This is a genomic window from Streptomyces sp. NPDC102462 (assembly GCF_044765425.1).
GTDB lineage: Bacteria > Actinomycetota > Actinomycetes > Streptomycetales > Streptomycetaceae > Streptomyces.
This window is the reverse complement of sequence record NZ_JBIWKB010000010.1, coordinates 194624-212940: the sequence shown is the minus strand read 5'-3', so window position 1 is coordinate 212940 and position 18317 is coordinate 194624. Positions and strand designations below refer to the sequence as shown.

Here is an 18317-nt window from a genome sequence, read left to right as displayed (position 1 = left end):
AAGGTGTGGCTCGGGTCCGATAGGTACAGCGCGACAGCATCCGCTTTGAACTCGGGCGAGTAGACCTTCATCACCATAAGAGATCCCTCCTGCCCGGCCCCTGCCGGGGCCGGGCTCAGAGGTGTCCACCACTCGGGGACAGGTCCCGAGCCTGTTCCTCATGCTGATGGGCCAGAACGGAGACCGGGGCCTTCCTGGCGGCAAGCCGACATGGGGACCCGCAGGCCGGGCAGCGCTCGATCGTGTTCTGAAAGGCTGAAGCAGGCACGGAGCGACGAGCCTCGGAGGTCCACCCGGCTCCCATCCGTCCGGTCTCGCGCGACTCGGTGCTCAACCCCCTTCGGTGCTTGAGGTTCTCGCACTTGGGCGAGGGGCTCTGAAGAGCGCCGGGGTTACTGATGAACCGGGCGGTGCGAAGCGGGGAGGGCGGCGTGTCCATGGTGGCCGGCCGAACTCCTGTCCTCGGCGACGGTCGGCCTGAGGGATGGCCCCGTCACGCAGGTGGTTCCGGCGAAGGCGGTGGTCGACGCGGGGAGAGGCCGTAAGGCGGTCGGCGATCCGGGGCCGGACTCGTGCCGCGCGCCCGGGCGACGGCGCGCATCTCCTCGTGGCGCGTCCGCACGGCGCCGCGCTGCTCGCCGCCCGCTGCGGCCCCGCCGCCGTGGAAGGCAACGAACGCGATGTCTTTCACCGCCGGCCCGCAGCGGCTCGTCGGCGGCGGGGTCGGGCCGGTCGGTGCGGATGCCCCGGGGCGGGCCGGACGCCTGCCCCGGGGGTCGGTGTCAGCAGTAGAGGTTGGCGCCGGGTGTGACGCCGAGGATCTGGGTGAAGCGCTGGTAGGCGTCGACGCGGCTTTGTACCTGGGCGGGGTTGCGGCCGTCGCATTCGAGGGAGCCGTTGATGGAGCGGATGGTCTGGCCGAAGCCGGCGCCGCCGACCATGGCGTTGTGCGGGGTCATGGTGCCGGGTCCCGACTGGGTGTTCCAGAACCACAGGCCGGTCTTCCAGGCGACGGAGGCGTTGTTCTCGACCTGCCAGGGGTTGTTCAGCAGGTCGATGCCGAGGGCGTCGCCCGCGGCCTTGGTGGGTCGATCCGGGGCGCTGTGCCAGCGTTGCCGCTGGTGAGTTTCCCCGGACCGCCCGCCGAACCCGGCGTGCCCGTCTCCGAGCACCGGGCTCTCCACAAGTCCCATCTGAGCAATCTCCATTCTCATGCTGTGACCGTCCAAGGGGTGGGAATGCTGTATCCGCGGAACCGGTATCGAGTCGTGGTGACCTCTGCGGCCTGGAACAGCCGTCCTCTCTCCGAGAAGGGGACCCATCCGCCGTTGCAGTACGTACGGCGGAACCCACTGAGCCGCATCCCCTTGTGTTTGCGTCGCGCCCAGATGAAAACCCTCGTCCACGTGTAATGACCGAGGTACTGGAACGTCGTCTTGGACACTCCTGGGCGGAAGTAGGTGGTCCACCCCCGCAACACCGGATTGAGCTGGTGGAGCAGGGCGGCCATGGACAAGTGCGTACTCTTGCGGCAGATCTTCTTCACCTTCTCCTTGACGGCCGTAAGGGCCTTCTTGGAGGGGTAGTTGTAGACGTACCGCTTATCTGTGCCCCGCTTGGTATGGCGCTGGACGTGCCACCCGAGGAAGTCAAATCCTTCGTCGATGTGCGTGATGAACGTCTTCTCCTCCGACAGGGTCAACCCCATCGGAGTGAGAACCGAGGCGACCTCGTTGCGCACGGCCTCCGCGTTCTCGCGGGTGCCTGACACGAGCACCAGGAAATCGTCCGCGTACCGGATGAGCCGGTAGTTTCCGAGTCCTCGGTACTTGCGTTTCGCGCGCTCACTCTGGGTCGAGTTCGGGCCCCCAGCCATACCGGCCACGTGCTCATCCAGTACAGAGAGGGCGATGTTCGCCAACAGCGGTGAAAGAATGCCTCCTTGCGGAGTGCCGGTGTTCGTATCCCGTAGCTGACCATCCCGCGAGAGGATGCCGGACTTCAGGAACGCCTTCACCAGGCCCAAGATGCGCTTGTCCTTGATCCGGTTCCGCACGCGGTCCATCAGGGCTGTATGTGAAATCTCGTCAAAGCATGCCTTGATGTCGCCCTCTACCACCCACTCGTAGCTCTTGGATGCCAGAAGGCGCGTCTCAGCGATCGCATCGTGTGCTCGGCGCTTCGGGCGGAACCCGTACGAACACGGGAGGAAATCCGCCTCGAAAATCGGCTCCAACACCAGCTTCAGGGCTGCTTGGGCCACACGGTCCGCCACGGTCGGAATCCCCAGTCGGCGCTTCTTGCCATTCGCCTTCGGGATCATCTGCTCGCGTACGGGAACCGGTCGGAAGCTGAAGTCCTTCAACTGCGACTGCAACTTGTCGAGGAAAGCCTCGACCCCTTGCCCGTCCGCAATGAAGCGGACCGTCTTACCGTCCACTCCTGCCGTACGGGCTCCCCTGTTCCCTTGCACCCGATCCCACGACACCAGAAGGAACGCAGGGTCAGCAACAAGGTTGTACAGATCGTCGAACTTGCGATGAGAATCTTTTATTGCCCATTGGTGCAGCTTGGCCTGGATCTCCAGTACCCGGCGCTCGGCCTTCATCAAGGCCCACTCCAGTGCGTCGGTATTCACCGTCGGCCTCCTGACATTCCAGTGTCCTTACTGCTGACTTGCTGGCCCCCTTCGCCATGTACGCGCCTTTCGCGCGCTCGGACTACTACGGGGCCTCCGTCCCACACTGTGACCATCAGCCGACAACGGGCCTTTCCGCCCCCTGAGCTGGATGCCCAGGCGAATGGAGAGCCACAGGTGGTTCCCACGTTCACTACGTAACCGATTGGCCAGTTAGGTGTCCGGCTATATCCCGGCAGCATCGCCGTGCTTACGCCGCAGGCATTCGGCACGGCCTCCACACCGTCAAGCACATAACGGCTTCGGAGTTGTCGCCCATCAAGGCAGCACGCACTGCAAAGCGGCCCATATCCACCAGATTGGAGCCGCTGGAACTCTTACGAGACGTCTGATACCGGTTCACTCTCGTTACACCTTCTGGCCTCGCTTGCCCGACCCACGCCATCTGGTAGTTCTGACGCGTCCGGGCTTTGTCAGGACTGCTCTCCGCCCTCCCCGGCGTTCCCCGGTTCAGGCTGTCCTCAGCTTCAGTCAGGCGGCTGCGACCGCCCGACGGCCGGGGTCTTACACCCCAGCTCGGTTATGTAGCGCCTCGTGGCGCGCGTAGTTGAAGTTCCAGCTGAGCTGGAAGGGGCCGCGGCCGTAGTAGGCGGCCTGGCCGGCGGGGCAGCCGTAGGGCTGGTTCCAGTCGCAGTAGTGGGGGTAGTTGGCGGTGTTCTGCTCCACGATGTGGACGAGGCCGCCGGTCTCGTGGTTGACGTTGGCGAGGAAGGCCGCGGCCTCCTGCTTCTTGACGGTGTCGCTGCCGGTGTTGGCGAAGCCGGGGTAGGCGCCGAGCGCGGCGGTCAGCCCGCTGTAGGTGTAGAACGGGTTCCGGCTCGGGAACATCTGGTTGAACTGCGCCTCGCTGACCACGAATCCGGCGGCGGAGGCGGTGGGGGCCGACTGGAACACCAGCGCGGCGCCTCCGAGGGCGAGTGAGGCCAGCAGCGCGGCGATACGGCGCCTGAACATGCGTCAACTCCTCTGCGGGAGCACGGCCGTACCGGGTGGGCACGGCCGTGGTGGGGGGTTGGGGCACACTCAACCGCGTTGGTCTGTACCAGTCAAGGGTGTAGACCAGTCAAGCGCGAACGAGTGCCCGTCCGCTCCGCGCCCGCCCGGCGTCGGGGGCCGTCATCTCCTACACGAACGGCAGACCCCCGGATCGACACCTCGCTCCCCCGGGCCGGGAGAATCGCCGCATGACCATCGCAGCGCACCCGCTCGTCGCCCGCGCCCGCCGTATCGCTAACGAGTTGCTCATCCCCGCGGCGGAACGCGTCGACCAGGAGGGCGTGCCCGCGGGTCATATCGAGGCGATCAAGGACTCGGGCCTGCTCGGGGTGGGCGCGCCGGTGGCGTACGGCGGCTCGGCGGCACCCGCGGCCGTCGTCCGGCGGACCGCGGAGATCCTGGCCGGGGCGTGCTGCTCGACATGGTTCGTGCAGACCCAGCACCACACGCCGGTGCTCACCCTCGCGAGGAGCGAACATCCGGTCCGTGAACGGCTGTTGGGCCCGCTCTCCCGCGGTGAGCTGCTGTCCGGGGTGGCCTACGCCCATCTGCGGGCCCATCCGCGCACCCCGGTACGGGTGACACGGGAGCGGGGCGGCTGGCGGTTCACGGGCACGGTCCCCTGGTACACCGGGTGGGGGCTCAACGACGTCATGCTGCTGGCCGGGGTGACCGACGCCGACGAGGCGCTGTTCGCCTTCGCCGAGGCGCGGGAGCAGGCGGGGCTGCGGGCCTCACCGCCGATGCGTCTTGCGGCGCTCACCGCGTCCCGCACGGTGTCGCTTGAGCTGACGGGTCTGTGGCTGCCGGAGGAGTCGGTGGCGCTGCGGATGCCGTACCCGCGGTGGGCGGCGACCGACCGGCCGAAGACGCTGAACACCAGTCCGGCGGTGTTCGGCCTCGCGGAGTCGGCGCTCGCCCTGCTGGACGAGCGCACCGCGGGGCCGCTGCGGGCCCGGCTGTCCGAGGTCCGCGGGCGGGCCTACGCCCTCGCCGACCGGCCCGTCGCGCACGGGGATCCGAAGGACCGGTTGGCGGTGCGCGCCGAGGCGTACGAGTTGCTGCGCACGGCCACCACCGCGGCGGTCGTCGCCGGCGGCGGCCGTGCGATGTCGCTCGCCTCACCCGCCCAACGGCTCGCCCGCGAGGCCCTGTTCCTTCTGGTCCAGGGCCAGACAGTAGAATCCCGCCGAGCCCACCTGGACGCCCTCACCACAACAACACCCTGACCACACCCACACCCCGCCCCAACGCCTCCTGTGGCCATACGCCAGGCACAGCCAACCCAGGGGCGCGAGGAACTGCGCACCCAGCCCACCCCACCCGCACACGCCCCGACCGTCCCCGGGACTCCTGTGGTCTTGCGCCAAGCCCAACCCACCCAGGGGCCCGGGGAACTGCGCGCCCAGCCACACCCCACCCGCACAGACACCCCCACCGCACCCCAGCGGCGCACGCCCCCACTGTCCCAACGGCTCCTGTGGCCATACGCCAGGCACAGCCAACCCAGGGGCGCGGGGAACTGCGCGCCCAGCCACACGCGACCCGCACAGACCGACCACCGAACCCCAGCGGCGCGTTCAGCTCGCGAAAGGCACCTGGACGGGCGGGTCCGCGGGTTGGTGCGAGGGGTGCCGCCACAGGCCACGCGCGGCCAGACGGGGAAGGACGCCCTCGCCGAACCAGTACGCCTCCTCCAGGTGCGGATAGCCGGACAGCACGAACTCGTCGATGCCCAGCGCGTGGTACTCCTCGATCCGGTCGGCGACCTCCTCGTGGCTGCCGACCAGAGCCGTGCCCGCCCCGCCCCGCACCAGCCCGATCCCGGCCCACAGATTGGGGTGGATCTCCAGTCCGTCGCGGTCGCCGCCGTGCAGGGCGAGCATGCGCCGCTGGCCCTCGGACTCGCTGCGGGCGAGACCGGCCTGCACGGACCGCACGGTCTGTGGATCGAAGCCGGCGAGCAGCCGGTCCGCCTCGGCCCAGGCCTGCGCGGAGGTGTCCCGGGTGATCACGTGCAGCCGGATGCCGAAGCGGAGCGTGCGGCCCTCGGCGGCCGCGAGACCCCGGATCCAGTCGATCTTCTCGGCGACCTGTGCGGGCGGCTCGCCCCAGGTCAGATACACGTCGACATGCCGGGCCGCGACCTCGCCGGCTGCGGGCGAGGACCCGCCGAAGTACACCTCGGGCACGGGATCGGGCAGCCGGGCCAGCCGGGCGTCCTCGACCCGCAGGTGCTCACCGTGCAGGTCGACAGTCTTGCCCTGCCACAACTCCCGGACGATCCGCAGGAATTCGTCGGTACGGCGGTAGCGTGCGTCCTTGTCCAGGAAGTCGCCGTACCCCCGCTGCTCATGGCTCTCGCCGCCGGTGACGACGTTCAGCAGCAGCCGTCCGCCGGACTGCCGCTGGAAGGTGGACGCCATCTGCGCGGCGAGCGTCGGCGAGACGAACCCCGGCCGGAAGGCCACGAGGAACTTCAGCCGCTCGGTGTGCCGGCTCACCATCGCGGTGGTCAGCCACGCGTCCTCGCACCAGGCTCCGGTCGGGGTGAGCGCACCGACGAAACCGAGGTCTTCGGCGGCGCGGGCGATCTGGCTCAGATAGGCGACCGTCGGCGGCCGGTCCCGGCCGGATGCGGTGGCCGGGGTGCCGTGGCCGCCGCCGACGACGTGCCGGCTGTCACCGTTGGTGGGCAGGAACCAGTGGAAGGTGAGGGGCACTTGGGGGTCTCCGATCGCGAGGGGGCCGTCAGAGCAGGCCGTGCCGGGGCGGCCGGATGCCGCCCAGCACATACCGGCCGATGTGCTGGACCTTCCAGCGGGTCGGGTCGTGCAGGGTGTGGGTGCGGGCGTCCCGCCAGTAGCGGTGCAGATTCAGGGAGTCGAGGGCGGAACGCGTCCCCGACACCTCGAAGAGGGCGCCCGCCACCTCCACGGCGGCGTCGGCCGCCTGCACCTTGGCCGCGGCGACCGCGATGGACGCCTCGGCCGCCGAGTCGTCGGTGAGTTCGTCGCGGGCCGCGTCCACGGCACGGGCGGCCTCCCGCAGCAGCGCCTCGCCCGCCCGTACTCGGAGGGCGAGTTCACCGAAGCGCTGGATCAGCAGGGGGTCCTCGGCGGCGGTCTCGTATCCGCCCTCGAACCAGGGGCGGCTCTTCGTCCGGACGAAGCCGACGGCCTCGTCGAGTGCCGCCCCGGCGATCCCGGCGTCGATGGCAGCGTGCAGCAACTGGGCGAGCGCACCGTGGAGTTGGGGGCCCTCGAAGGTGAGGTGGTGGGGCAGCACCCGGTCGGCGGGCACCGGGACGCCGTCGAGCCGTACGGTGCCGCTTGCGGTGGTGCGCTGGCCCATCCCGTCCCAGTCGTCGACCACCGTCACCCCGGGTGCGTCCCGGGGGACGTACGCCACGTGCAGTCGGTCCTCCTCGGCGCGGGCCAGCACCGGGATCCAGTCGGCGAACAGCGCGCCGGTGCAGTAGTTCTTGACGCCGTCGAGGACGTACGAGCCGTCCGGCTCCGGCCGGAGCCGGGTGCGGATGTCCTGGACGTGCCGGGTGCCGGCCTCGGACTGTGCGTTGCCGAACCGGCGGCCGGCGAGCAGTTCGGCGAAGAAGAACTTCCGCTGGTCCACGCTTCCCTGACGGCGTATCACCTGTACGTACGCGAAGTGGCTCTGCGGGATCTGGGCGAGGCTGGCGTCGGCCGAGCCGAGCAGCCGGAAGACCTCGGCGAGGGTTTCGGCGGTGACGTCGGCGCCGCCGTACTCGGCGGGCACGGTCACGGCGAGCAGCCCGGAGGCGGCCAGCCGGTCCACCTCCTGCCGCGGGAGCCGTCGTTCGGCGTCGCGAGCGGCGGCGCCGCGGCGGAACTCGTCGGCCAGGGACGTGGCGACCGCGACGGCCTCCGCGTCGTCGGCGATCACATGGGCGGTCACCGTGCTCAGCTCGCGGCGGCCAGCAGCGGAGTGGGGCCTAGGGCGGCCGAGAACCGGTCGACGGCCTGCCCCAGGGCCTCGGCGGCGGCCGGTGCGACGGTCAGTGAGCCGTCCTCGTGCACGGTGATGTCCTTGTCGAGGGTGAACCAGCCCTGGACTATATGGTCGGCGCCCATGGAGGTCAGGACGGGGCGGAGCGCGTAGTCGATGGCCAGGACGTGCGCGGCGGTGCCGCCGGTGGCGAGCGGCAGCACGGTCTTGCCGGCCAGCGCGTACTGCGGCAGCAGGTCCAGGAACGCCTTGAGGACGCCGGAGTACGCGGCCTTGTAGACGGGTGTGCCGACGACGACCCCGTCGACGCGGGCGAACAGCCCGGTGGCCGCGGCCACGGCCGGGTGGCGCAGGTCGGCGCCGAGCAGGGCCTCGGCGGGCAGGGTGCGGACGTCGAGCGGGATCACCTCGTGGCCGTGGGCGATCAGCCGCTGGTCGAGGTGGCGCAGCAGACGGCCGGTGCGGGAGGAGGCGGACGGGCTGCCGGAGACGGACAGGACGGTGGCCATGGGGTCCCTCTTTCTGGGGCCGGGGCGCCCGTGCGGGACGGGCCTGCCGGGCGGGCGCGGTCAGGAGTACCAGGTGGTGGCAGTTCGCCGTCCGGGACCCGGCGGCCGGCCTTGCGCAGGGGTGTCGGGGACGCCCGTCGGGCGGGCGGGTGACACGGGAGTTCGGGCGTGCGGTGCGGGCACGGCGCGGCGCCGCCGGGGGGCCGATGCGGTGCGGGAGACGTGCGGCGGATCGGTACGGGGATCAGGCCGCGGCGCGACAGGAGGCGCTGGAGACGCGCGCGAGGTCGACATGGCGTCGCCGCGTGAGGTCCAGTCGCATCTGCATGCCGTCGATCGTGACAGCCGCCCGCGAGGGCAGTCAAGGAATACCCGACCGGTCTCGCATCGCGGACCAGGGCTTCCGTACTGCGGGCTCGTCCCCTGCGTTCCGGCGCGTATCTGACGCACAGTCGTACGGACCGCAGGGGACCATCCACTACACATAAAGGAAAAATAAGAGCAGAATGCAGATAAGCGGCTCTTGCCGCATATCACACAGGAAGCGGTCCAGCCTGCAAGTCAAGAAGGAGACGAGTCATGGCCGATGTCTCGCGCACCAGAGGTGACATGACGAGTCACCCTGATGTCTCCGAAATGCGGGAACGCTACGCCCGCATGCTCGGCGGTCGCGATGTGGCACTCGTGGACGGACCGGTGTTCCTGCTCGGTCTGTACTGCGCGGCGTCCCCGTGGATCCTGCACTACACGACCAGCCAGCCCGCGCTCATGGTGCACAACCTGATCATGGGCATCGCGATAGGGCTGCTGGCCCTGGGGTTCACCAGGGCACCGGAGCGGATGTACGGGCTCAGCTGGGCCATGTGCGCCCTGGGTGTCTGGATGATCATCGCGCCGTGGATCGTCGGCACCGGCCCCGACGCCGGCGTCATCGCCAGCAACGTCGTCATCGGCGCGCTGGCCCTGGTCCTCGGGCTGATCTGCGCCGGTACGGCGACCAGGAGCAAACCCAAGCTGTAGCGGCACCGAAGCTCTCTCCGGAAGGGAGGACGCGGTGCCGGTCCGGGGCGGCCGGACCGGCACCGCCGGGCTGTTCAGCGGCCCGGCACCGGCCAGGGCCCCTGCGGACTGCAGGTCGCGATCAGGGACTTGAGGTCGGACAGCGCCGCGAGCGGCCGGCGGACACGTCCCTCAGCTCACCCACTCCGGTCCGGTGCGCACGACCCGGGGCGGCGGACACGGTCCGGGCGGTGATTGACACCCCCGGCGGCGGACCCTAGCTTGACCGAATTAGTAAGGTTTCCTAACTTTGCGAGGCTGGAGACGCCGTGTCCCCTCTCCCCGCTCTCCCCGCTCTCCCCGCTCTCCCCGCCGCCCGGCACCGTCTCGCCGCCTCCGCCGTGGCCCTCGGCCTGCTCTGCCCGCTCGCCTCCGGTGCCTGGGCGGGACCCCACGATGCGACGGCGGCGCGGCACCGCCCACCGGTGACCCGCGTCCCGGCGGCGGCGGGCACGGACACCCCGCTGTCCGGCTATGCGATCCAGTCGGCCGCGAAGGTGTCCGACTCCCCGGCGGCCGTGTCCTCCCCCGGCTATCACGCGGCCGGCTGGTACCCCGCGGGCCCCCGCTCGACCGTGCTCGCCGCGCTGCTCGCCGCCGGCGTGTACGCCGACCCGTTCTTCTCCACCAACCAGCGGAAGATCCCCGCGGCGGACTTCGGCGTCCCGTGGTGGTACCGCACGGACTTCACGGTCACCGACACCTCCCGGCGCACCTACCTCGACTTCAGCGGCGTGATCTCGGCGGCGGACGTCTATGTGAACGGACACCGGGTGGCGTCGGCGAAGGATGTCACCGGCGCCTACACCCGCCATGAACTGGACATCACCGCACTGGTGCGACCCGGCACCAACACGGTCGCCTTCCGCGTCCTGCCCAACGATCCGACCCGGCAGCTCACCATGGGCTGGCTCGACTGGCTCCAGCCGCCGCCGGACGCCAACATGGGCATTGTGCGCGACGTCCGGCTGCGCCGCGGCGGCCAGGTCGCGCTGCGCGACGCCCATGTGCTGACCCGGCTGGACGTGCCCTCACTGGCCACCGCCGACCTCACCGTCGAGGCGCGGGTCCGCAACGACTCCGGCGCGCCCGTCACCGCCGAGATCACCGGCAGCGTCGCGGGGAACACCCTGCGCAGGACCGTACAGCTCGCCCCGCACGAGACGACGACCGTCACCTTCACCCCCGCGGACGTACCCGGCCTGCATCTGACCTCACCCCGGGTGTGGTGGCCGGCCGGCCTCGGCGATCAGCCCCTGTACGACCTCGATCTGACCGCGTCCGTCCTGGGCACCGTCTCCGACACCGCGCACGAGAGGTTCGGGATCCGTGACGTCCGGGCGCCCCTGAACGCCGACGGTGCCCGCGCGTACCGGATCAACGGGCGCGGGCTGCTCATCAAGGGCGGCGGCTGGTCGCCGGACGAGTTCCTGCGCTGGGACCGCACCTACGCCGAGGACCGCCTGAAGTACGCCCTCGACCTGGGACTGAACACCATCCGCCTGGAAGGCCACATCGAGCCCGACGAGTTCTTCGACCTCGCCGACCGGCACGGTCTGCTCACCCTGCCCGGCTGGGAGTGCTGCGACAAGTGGGAGGGGCAGGTCAACGGCGGCGAGCTGGGCGAGCGGTGGAGCGCCGCCGACTACCCGGTCGCCAAGGCGTCGATGGCCGCCGAGGCCGCCCGGCTGCGCAACCACCCGAGCGTGCTCTCCTTCCTCATCGGCAGCGACTTCGCGCCCGACGCCACGATCGAGCGGCTCTACCTGGACGCCCTCACGGCCGCCGACTGGCCGGCCCCGGTGGTGCCCGCCGCCTCCGACAAGTCCTCGCCGCGGCTCGGCCGTTCGGGCATGAAGATGACCGGGCCCTACGACTGGGTGCCGCCGGCGTACTGGTACGCCAAGCGCGAGGGCGGGGCCACCGGCTTCAACTCCGAGACCAGCGCGGGCCCGGACATCCCCACCCTCGACACCCTGCGCCGGATGCTGACCCCCGCCGAACTGGACACCCTCTGGAAGGACCCCCGAGCACGGCAGTACCACCGCTCCCCCTCGGCGACGTTCGGCACGCTCGGCATCCACAACGCCGCGCTCGCCGGCCGCTACGGCGCCCCGAGGGACCTCGCCGACTACGTGCGCAAGGCCCAGCTTTTGCAGTACGAGAACGTACGGGCCCAGTTCGAGGCGTACGGGCGGGCCGCCACGGACGCCTCGAAGCCCGCCACCGGGCTGGTCTACTGGATGCTCAACAGCGGCTGGACGTCCCTGCACTGGCAGCTGACGGACCGTTACCTCGACCAGGGCGGCGCCTACTTCGGGGCGAAGAAGGCGAACGAACCGCTGCACGTGCAGTACTCGTACGACGACCGCTCGGTCGTCGTCGTCAACAACCGCCGCTCGACGGCCGGTCCGCTCACCGCGCGGGTCACGCTGTTCACCACCGACGGCACCCCGAGGTACGACCGGACCGTGTCCGGGGTGCGCGTACCCGGCGGCGGGGCGCACTCCTCGGTGCTCACCCTGCCCGCGTCGGTGGACAAGCTGACGCCCACGTATCTGGCCCGGCTGGTCCTGTCCGACGCGACGGGCCGGGAGGTGAGCCGCAATGTGTACTGGCTCTCCACCCGGCCCGACACCCTCGACTGGGCCCGCACCGACTGGTACCACACGCCGACCACGAGCCACGCCGATCTGACCGGGCTCGACCGGATGGCCCGGGTCCCGGTCGCGGCGACGGCGGCCACGGTGTCGGCGAACGGCACGTCGACGACCACGGTGACGCTGCGCAACGAGGGGCGCGGGCGGACGCCGTCGCTGCTGACGGACCTTCATGTCGTCGACGCCTCGGGCGTACCTGTGCTGCCGGTGCGCTGGTCGGACAACCAGGTCACGCTGTGGCCGGGCGAGACGGCGACGCTGACCGCCGTCTACCGGACGGCCGATCTGCGCGGCTCGGCGCCACGGGTGCGGGTCTCGGGCTGGAACACGCCCGCACGGACCGTGCCCGCGCCCTGACCGCGCGGGCACACCCGGCGCCGCGCGGGCGAAAGCCGCGTGGGGGGAACGTCGCCTGGGGAAGGGGTGCTGGGCGCGTCCGGCGGATGAACGGAAGGCCGGGTCGTGAGCGGGGCGGACTGTCTGCCGATCCAGCGGGCACATTGCACAGCAGCGGGGGAACGCGACGAAGAGGGGTGGAGATGGAGATCTCAGGCATCATCAGTGCCATCGTCATCGGTGTCGTCATCGGTGTGCTGGGACGGCTGGTGGTCCCGGGCCGGCAGCGCATCGGCGTCGTGCTGACGATCGTCGTCGGCATCGTGGCCGCACTGCTGGGCTCGGCGATCGCCGCGGCGTTCGGGGTCGCCGACACCAAGGGACCCGACTGGATCGAGTGGTTCATCCAGATCGGCCTCGCCGCGGTCGGCGTGGCGGCACTGGACCGGACGCGGGCGCGCCGCTGAACACCGGCGCCGGCGCCCGCGTACGGCCGTGACCGGGCCCGGCCTGGCGGCCGGCGGGCGCTATCCCCCGTACAGGTAGGGCGTCGTGCCGGTCAGGGCGTGGAAGCCGAGGCGTTCGAGGACGCGACGGCTCATCGGCAAGGCGTCGACCTGGAGAAAACGGTGGCCGCGGGCCTCGGCGGCCCGGGCGCGGTGGGCGAGCAGGGTGCGGTAGAGGCCGCGGCCCCGCCAGTGTTCGAGGGTGCCGCCACCCCACAGCCCGGCGAACCACGTCCCGGGCACCGGCTCCAGCCGGGCGGCGCTCACCGGTTCGTCCCCGGCGAGGGCGACGACCATGACGAGCGAGCCGGGGTCGGCGGCGAGCCGGGTCAGCAGCCGGTGGCGCAGCCCGCCCCCGTCCGCGCCGAACACCTTCTCGTGCACCTCGACCATGAACTCGACGCCGGCCGCGTCGTCGGCCCGCAGGACGCGGACGCCCTCGGGCGGTGCGGCGCCGGCGGTCAGCGCCACCACCTCGGCGGTCTCCGCGACCATCAGGGTCTCCTCGGGTCCGGGCGTGAACCCGGCGGCCAGGAGCCGGGATCCGAGGTCGGCGGGGACGTCGTGGCCGTACAGCTTCCACTCGAACGGGCAGCCCAGCGCGCCGTAGTACGCGATCTGCTCGGCGATCGCCGCGTCCGCGGCCGTCCCGTCCGTCCCGTCCGTCCCGTCAAGGCCGGACCACAGGACGCCGTTCCAGCCGTGGGCCGGGGCTATCTGCCGGACCACCGCCGCGGTGCGCTCGATCCGGGCGCCCGGCCCGTCGGGCCGTGCGTCCCTGCGCAGATCCCGGTCGTATCGGGCGAGTACCGCAGCATGGTCCATGCGCCCACTTCAGCACCGAGAATGCCGGCACGGCAACGGAATTGATCGCGGTCAACGCCCGGCGGTGGCATCCGTCCGCGGTCGGACCGCCGCGAGATAGGCGCTCAGCCGGTCGCGGTTGCGGGCCAGACAGTCGATGCGGGCCTGGATGCGGTCGATGTGGGCGCGCAGCAGCGCGGCCGTCTCCGCGCTGACGCACTCGGGCTCCGGATGGATCGCGTCGGCGCCGCCGAGGTAGGGCAGGAGCGCGCGGATCATCTCGGTGGTCAGGCCCGAGTCGAGCAGTCCGCGGATCTGCTGGACGTCCCGGACCGCGCTCTCGTCGTAGGTCCGGTAGCCGTTGGCGGCCCGTTCCGGGTGGAGCAGGTCCTGTTCCTCGTAGTAGCGCAGCAGCCGGGCCGGCACCCCGGTGCGGCGGGACAGTTCGCCGATCCTCATGTCCGCCTCCGCGCCGTCCGGGCCCTCGCCTTGACCTTCACACTGATGTGAGGCTCCGAGCATGGTCCCATGTCCACCGTTTCCCGGGGTGTGGGCTCCGTCCCGCCCGTGCGGCTGCCGTGGCCGGGCCTGCTGGCCCTGTCCGCGGCGGCCTTCACCGCCGTCATGACCGAACTGCTGCCGGCCGGTCTGCTGCCCGCCATCGCCCCGGACCTGGGCGTCTCGGAGTCCCGGGTCGGCTATCTGGTCACCGGCTACGCCGCCGCCTCGTTCGGTGCGGCGGTCCCGCTGACCGCCGCGCTGCGCGGACTGCCGCGGCGGCCGGTGCTCATGGGCGCACTGCTCGGTTTGGCCTGCGCCGACGCGCTGGTCGCGGTGTCGTCCTCGTACGCCCTCACCTTCGCCGCCCGGCTGCTGGCCGGGGCCATGGGCGGCACGTTGTGGGCGATGCTCGCCGGGTACGCGGCGCGGATGGTGCCGGCCGAGCGGCGCGGCCGGGCGATCGCGGTCGTGCTGGCCGGGATCACCCTCGCGCTGGCGCTGGGCGTGCCCGCGGGTTCCGCGCTGGCCGGGGCGGTCGGCTGGCGTGCCGCCTTCGCGGTGCTCGCCGTCCTCGCCCTGCTGCTGGTGGTCCTGGTGCGGTGGCGGGTGCCGGGTTTCCCCGGTGAGGCGCGGCACGCGCGCGTGCCGCTGCTGCGGGTCGCCGTACGGCCGGGTATCCGGCCGGTGCTGGCCGTGACGCTGTTCCTGCTGCTGGGCCACCAGGCGATGTACACGTACGTCGCCCCGTTCGCGGCGCACGCCGGTTTCGCGCGTACGGGGGTGCTGCTGGCGGTGTTCGGGAGCGCGACGGTGGCCGGCATCTGGCTGACCGGGGTGCTGATCGACCGTCGGCCGCGCGGCACCCTGCTCGCCGCGCTGGGCGTGTTCGCGGCGGTGCTGCTGGTGCTCGGCATGGCCGCCGGGCGGCCGGCCGTGCTCATCGGGGCCGTGGTGCTGTGGGGTGTGGCGTTCGGTGGCGCGCCCACGCTGATCCAGACCGCGCTGGTCGACGTGTCGGGGCCGGCCGACGCCGATGTGGCCACTTCTTTGCAGACCACGGTCTACAACGCGGGGATCGCCGCCGGCTCTCTGCTCGGCGGGCTGGCCCTGGACGGCGGCGGGCCCGCGGCCCTGCCCTGGGCGGCGCTGCCGCCGGTGGCGGTCGCGCTCACCACGGTCGCCCTGGCGCACCGGCATGCCTTCCCGGCGGTTCGCACCGGCGCGCCGTCCGTCGCTTCGCGTGGCCCCGGCGGGTCCGCCGACCGTGGCGTGCGTGCGGAACCGTGCCCCGGGGAGGGGCGTGCGCCATGGTGAACCAGCGCGCCATGGTGAAGGAGCGCCATGGTGATCGAGGACGGACTGCCCTCCCCGCGCTGGTGGGTGGAGCCGACGCCGCCGAGGCGTTCGGGGCGGTCCTGGTTCCCGTGCACGGCACCGTGGTCGCTGCCCTATGACTGCGACGGCGCGTGCACTGGCCGGGCCCGGCCGGATCGGCTGTGCGGCGTCGTCCGGGCAACCGGTCGGCCGACTGCCGCGGTTTCACGGGGCCGGGGCCTGACCGCTTTATCGGCCGGGGGCGCTCCGGCCGGCTCGGGCGGGATCGTCTGGCCGTGCCGGACGGGCCGTGGGCCATGTCCTGACCCACGGCCCGTCCTGCGCGGTGGTGACCGGGGCCTCCGCCGGTCGGCGTCCGGCGGAGGCGGCGGTCCCGGTGCGGGTCAGCGCCGTGCGCCCGGGCGGTAGCGGCGGTACAGGGCGGCGCCCGAGAGCAGCAGCGCCCCGCTCGCCGCGAGCGCGGGGGCGGTCAGGTCCGTGCCCGTGTGGGCGAGGGCGACGTCGGCCGTCTGGGCGGAGGCGAGGGGCTCCGGCGCGACGGAGTGGTGCGCCCGGGGCGGGACCGTCGTGGGCGGCTCGGCGGGCGGCTGCGGGGTGGGCTTCGCGGGGTGCCCGTTCACGGACTCGTTGCCGGCGGCCGGGTTGCCGACGCCGACCACGTTCACGGTGTTGCCGCTGACGTTGACCGGGACATGAACCGGCAGCTGGATGCTGTTGCCGGACAGCAGGCCCGGCGAGTCCGATGCCTCGCCCTGGGCGCTCGCCCCGCCCGAGGAGGACTCCTTGTCCGACGATGCCGCCCGGCCGGACGTGCCCGCCGCGCCCGATCGGGTCGCCCCGCCGCTCTTTGCGCCGGTGCCGCCCTCGTTGGCGCACGTGTTGCCCGCGGCCGGGTTGAGGAGCCCCGCCACGTTCACGGTGTTCCCGCACACGTTCGCCGGGACGTGCACCGGGAGCTGGATGGTGTTGCCGGAGATCACGCCGGGCGAGCCGACCGCGGCGCCGTCCGCCGCGGAGTCCGCGTGCGCCGGCATCGTCACGGCCATCGCGCCGGAGGCGGCGGCGACGGCGATCACACCGTTTCGGGTAAGCCGTTTCATCGGCTCCCTGCCTTCCTGACATGGTCACGGGCGCTCGCCCGCACCGGATTAAACGCGGGTGAGCCATCCGAGTTATGGCTTATCGGCCTTTCACCCCATCGAGCGACACGGTTGTCGAACCCTTCGTGAAGCCCTCGAATGCGCCGTCCACAGCGTCCGGAGGCGAGCGTTCCGCGGGCCGCCTATGGTGATCGGGAGCGCTGCCCCGGTCCGCAGCGGGGCACCCTTGGAGGCATCGATGCTGGCCAAGCTGTCCACGCGGCCCGCGGTCCGCAGCTGTGCGGGTGCCGGAGTCGTGGCGCTCGCGCTGCTCGGCGCGGGGCTGCCCACGGGGACCACCGACCCGCCCCAGCCCGATCTGACCCGGTTCTACCGTCAGAAGGTCACCTGGTCGGCCTGCGCGGGCACGGCGGGCGCCAAGGGCCTGCGCTGCGCAAAGGTGACGGTCCCGCTCGACTACGCCCGGCCCGGCGCGGGCACCCTCGACCTGGCGCTGGCCCGCCGCCCCGCGACCGGGAGGTCGCAGGGCTCCCTGGTGCTGAACTTCGGCGGCCCGGGCGGCGCGGGCGTCAGCACGCTCGCCGCCTCCGGCAAGGACTACCTGGCCCTGACCGACGGCTACGACGTGGTCACCTTCGACCCGCGCGGCGTCGGCCGCTCCTCGCCCGTCAGCTGCGGCGACGGCACCGGCGAGGCCGCGGCCGCGGCGGGGAACGGCGCCGGCCGGAGCGATCCCCAGGCGCTGCTCGCGGTGCTGCGCAAGGCCGCGGCCGAGTGCGCCCGCTACTCCGGCCCCGTCCTGCCCCACATAGGCACCATCAACGTCTCCCGGGACCTGGACGTCATCCGCCAGGCCCTCGGCGACGACAAGCTCAACTACCTCGGCTTCTCCTACGGCACCCGGATCGGCGCGGTCTACGCCGCCCAGTTCCCGGGCAAGGTGGGCCGGATGGCCCTGGACGGCGTCGACACCCTCACCGAACCCCTGTCCGAGCAGGGACTGGCGGGCGCCGAGGGACAGCAGACCGCCCTGGACGACTTCCTGGACTGGTGCGTGAAGGACCGCGGCTGCCCCTTCGGCCGGGACCGGCGCAGGGCCGGGGAGCAGGTCGTGAAGCTGGTGCGCTCGCTGGACGCGCGTCCGGTGCCGACCGGCTTCGGCGGCCGGTTCTCCGGCCAGGATCTGGTGGGCGCCCTCGGGCAGGGCCTGTACGGCAAGGAGCTGTGGCCCTCGCTCGAACGCGCCCTGCTCTCCCTGGTCGACAACGGCGACACGCGTGGGGTGCAGACCTTCGCGGCCGGCGGTGCGGCGCCGCCGCACCGGGTCGGCGGCGGACTCGTGGACGAGGCCGACATTCCCGTGGACAACCTGTCCGCCGCGCTGATGGCCGTCAACTGCGCGGACGACCCGGACCGCCCCGGCGCCGGGCAGATCACCAAGGACATCGCGCGGCTGCGCGCCGACTACGACAAGGCGTCACCGGTCTTCGGCCGGCACCGGCTGGCGGAGCTGCTGATGTGCTACGGGCGTCCCAAGGGCACGGATTTCATCCGCGACCGGGTCAAGGACGTCGACACACCGAAGCTCCTCCTGGTGGGCACCCGCGGCGACCCCGCCACGCCGTACCGCTGGACTGTGGAGACCGCCCATAGGCTCGGCGAGTCGGCAGTGGTGCTCGACAACAAGGGCGAGGGCCACACCGGTTACTCGTCCTCCACGTGCGTCCACCGCAAGGTCGACGACTTCCTGCTGTATGGGTCCCTGCCCGCCGACGGGAGTTCCTGCCCGGCGGACCGGGCCGAATGACACCGCGCCGGGCGGTCGG

Annotated in this window: 15 protein-coding genes and 3 pseudogenes; 8 read left to right on the top strand and 10 right to left on the bottom strand. The window is 71.9% G+C overall.

Features of this window, described 5'->3' with window-relative positions:
* Positions 1-148 precede the first annotated feature (148 nt).
* Positions 149-259 (top strand): annotated as a pseudogene (locus tag ACIRFL_RS12295) (aminoglycoside phosphotransferase); the annotation flags it as partial.
* Between the two features lie 523 nt (positions 260-782).
* Here the strand turns inward: ACIRFL_RS12295 and ACIRFL_RS12290 are convergent.
* The 3 genes and pseudogenes from ACIRFL_RS12290 to ACIRFL_RS12280 all read right to left on the bottom strand — a co-directional run.
* A pseudogene (locus ACIRFL_RS12290) lies at positions 783-1082 on the bottom strand (chitinase); the annotation flags it as partial.
* A gap of 128 nt (positions 1083-1210) precedes the next feature.
* Positions 1211-2638, bottom strand: a complete 1428-nt coding sequence (gene ltrA / locus ACIRFL_RS12285; protein ID WP_404026969.1) for a group II intron reverse transcriptase/maturase — start codon at positions 2636-2638, stop codon at positions 1211-1213.
* A gap of 603 nt (positions 2639-3241) precedes the next feature.
* Positions 3242-3652: pseudogene (locus ACIRFL_RS12280) on the bottom strand (chitinase); the annotation flags it as partial.
* Between the two features lie 230 nt (positions 3653-3882).
* Between ACIRFL_RS12280 and ACIRFL_RS12275 the strand changes: the two are divergent.
* Entirely contained in the window at positions 3883-4923 is a 1041-nt protein-coding gene (locus ACIRFL_RS12275) for an acyl-CoA dehydrogenase family protein (protein WP_404026967.1), read from the top strand.
* 351 nt (positions 4924-5274) lie between these two features.
* Here ACIRFL_RS12275 and ACIRFL_RS12270 read toward each other — a convergent pair whose 3' ends face one another.
* From ACIRFL_RS12270 to ACIRFL_RS12255, 4 genes are all read right to left on the bottom strand, one after another.
* Entirely contained in the window at positions 5275-6417 is a 1143-nt protein-coding gene (locus ACIRFL_RS12270; RefSeq protein WP_404026964.1) for an LLM class flavin-dependent oxidoreductase, read from the bottom strand.
* Between the two features lie 28 nt (positions 6418-6445).
* Positions 6446-7630 (bottom strand): SfnB family sulfur acquisition oxidoreductase, encoded by a 1185-nt coding sequence (locus tag ACIRFL_RS12265; RefSeq protein WP_404026962.1) that lies wholly within the window; start codon positions 7628-7630, stop codon positions 6446-6448.
* 5 nt (positions 7631-7635) lie between these two features.
* Positions 7636-8190: an NADPH-dependent FMN reductase gene (gene ssuE / locus ACIRFL_RS12260; protein WP_404026959.1), complete on the bottom strand. Its 555-nt coding sequence runs from the start codon at positions 8188-8190 to the stop codon at positions 7636-7638.
* A gap of 244 nt (positions 8191-8434) precedes the next feature.
* The gene (locus tag ACIRFL_RS12255; RefSeq protein ID WP_351405193.1) at positions 8435-8512 is read right to left on the bottom strand and encodes a putative leader peptide; all 78 of its coding nucleotides are present in this window, start codon (positions 8510-8512) and stop codon (positions 8435-8437) included.
* Between the two features lie 257 nt (positions 8513-8769).
* Here ACIRFL_RS12255 and ACIRFL_RS12250 point away from each other — a divergent pair, with 257 nt between their 5' ends.
* The 3 genes from ACIRFL_RS12250 to ACIRFL_RS12240 all read left to right on the top strand — a co-directional run bounded on the left by ACIRFL_RS12250 (position 8770) and on the right by ACIRFL_RS12240 (position 12712).
* A complete protein-coding gene (locus ACIRFL_RS12250) occupies positions 8770-9210 on the top strand; it encodes an SPW repeat protein (protein ID WP_404026957.1) in 441 nt (146 codons plus the stop codon).
* A gap of 380 nt (positions 9211-9590) precedes the next feature.
* Positions 9591-12266 carry a glycosyl hydrolase 2 galactose-binding domain-containing protein gene (locus tag ACIRFL_RS12245; RefSeq protein WP_404026996.1) on the top strand — a complete coding sequence of 892 codons (2676 nt, stop codon included), beginning with the start codon at positions 9591-9593 and terminating at the stop codon, positions 12264-12266.
* Positions 12267-12448: 182 nt separating this feature from the next.
* Positions 12449-12712, top strand: a complete 264-nt coding sequence (locus ACIRFL_RS12240) for a GlsB/YeaQ/YmgE family stress response membrane protein (RefSeq protein WP_388708596.1) — start codon at positions 12449-12451, stop codon at positions 12710-12712.
* A gap of 60 nt (positions 12713-12772) precedes the next feature.
* On the opposite strand, the gene ACIRFL_RS12235 is transcribed toward ACIRFL_RS12240, so the two are convergent.
* Positions 12773-13576, bottom strand: coding sequence for a GNAT family N-acetyltransferase (locus ACIRFL_RS12235; protein ID WP_404026956.1), 804 nt, complete (start codon positions 13574-13576; stop codon positions 12773-12775).
* A gap of 51 nt (positions 13577-13627) precedes the next feature.
* Positions 13628-14014, bottom strand: a complete 387-nt coding sequence (locus ACIRFL_RS12230) for a MerR family transcriptional regulator (RefSeq protein ID WP_404026953.1) — start codon at positions 14012-14014, stop codon at positions 13628-13630.
* Positions 14015-14083: 69 nt separating this feature from the next.
* Here ACIRFL_RS12230 and ACIRFL_RS12225 point away from each other — a divergent pair, with 69 nt between their 5' ends.
* Positions 14084-15370 (top strand): MFS transporter, encoded by a 1287-nt coding sequence (locus ACIRFL_RS12225; RefSeq protein ID WP_404026951.1) that lies wholly within the window; start codon positions 14084-14086, stop codon positions 15368-15370.
* On the top strand, positions 15364-15510 hold the full coding sequence (locus ACIRFL_RS12220; protein WP_404026948.1) for a hypothetical protein: 147 nt from the start codon (positions 15364-15366) through the stop codon (positions 15508-15510). Before ACIRFL_RS12225 ends, ACIRFL_RS12220 begins: the two co-directional genes overlap by 7 nt.
* Before the next feature lie 264 nt (positions 15511-15774).
* On the opposite strand, the gene ACIRFL_RS12215 is transcribed toward ACIRFL_RS12220, so the two are convergent.
* The gene (locus tag ACIRFL_RS12215) at positions 15775-16491 is read right to left on the bottom strand and encodes a chaplin (RefSeq protein WP_404026946.1); all 717 of its coding nucleotides are present in this window, start codon (positions 16489-16491) and stop codon (positions 15775-15777) included.
* Between the two features lie 238 nt (positions 16492-16729).
* Here ACIRFL_RS12215 and ACIRFL_RS12210 point away from each other — a divergent pair, with 238 nt between their 5' ends.
* A complete protein-coding gene (locus ACIRFL_RS12210; protein WP_404026943.1) occupies positions 16730-18298 on the top strand; it encodes an alpha/beta hydrolase in 1569 nt (522 codons plus the stop codon).
* The last annotated feature ends 19 nt before the right edge of the window (positions 18299-18317 follow it).

What these genes read in the sequence shown, in the direction of transcription:
- ACIRFL_RS12275 (WP_404026967.1), top strand. Translation starts at nt 3,883, where the DNA reads ATGACCATCGCAGCGCACCCGCTCGTCGCCCGCGCCCGCCGTATCGCT.
- ssuE (WP_404026959.1), bottom strand. Translation starts at nt 8,190, where the DNA reads ATGGCCACCGTCCTGTCCGTCTCCGGCAGCCCGTCCGCCTCCTCCCGC.
- ACIRFL_RS12255 (WP_351405193.1), bottom strand. Translation starts at nt 8,512, where the DNA reads ATGCGACTGGACCTCACGCGGCGACGCCATGTCGACCTCGCGCGCGTC.
- ACIRFL_RS12250 (WP_404026957.1), top strand. Translation starts at nt 8,770, where the DNA reads ATGGCCGATGTCTCGCGCACCAGAGGTGACATGACGAGTCACCCTGAT.
- ACIRFL_RS12240 (WP_388708596.1), top strand. Translation starts at nt 12,449, where the DNA reads ATGGAGATCTCAGGCATCATCAGTGCCATCGTCATCGGTGTCGTCATC.
- ACIRFL_RS12235 (WP_404026956.1), bottom strand. Translation starts at nt 13,576, where the DNA reads ATGGACCATGCTGCGGTACTCGCCCGATACGACCGGGATCTGCGCAGG.
- ACIRFL_RS12230 (WP_404026953.1), bottom strand. Translation starts at nt 14,014, where the DNA reads ATGAGGATCGGCGAACTGTCCCGCCGCACCGGGGTGCCGGCCCGGCTG.
- ACIRFL_RS12225 (WP_404026951.1), top strand. Translation starts at nt 14,084, where the DNA reads ATGTCCACCGTTTCCCGGGGTGTGGGCTCCGTCCCGCCCGTGCGGCTG.
- ACIRFL_RS12220 (WP_404026948.1), top strand. Translation starts at nt 15,364, where the DNA reads ATGGTGAACCAGCGCGCCATGGTGAAGGAGCGCCATGGTGATCGAGGA.
- ACIRFL_RS12215 (WP_404026946.1), bottom strand. Translation starts at nt 16,491, where the DNA reads ATGAAACGGCTTACCCGAAACGGTGTGATCGCCGTCGCCGCCGCCTCC.
- ACIRFL_RS12210 (WP_404026943.1), top strand. Translation starts at nt 16,730, where the DNA reads ATGCTGGCCAAGCTGTCCACGCGGCCCGCGGTCCGCAGCTGTGCGGGT.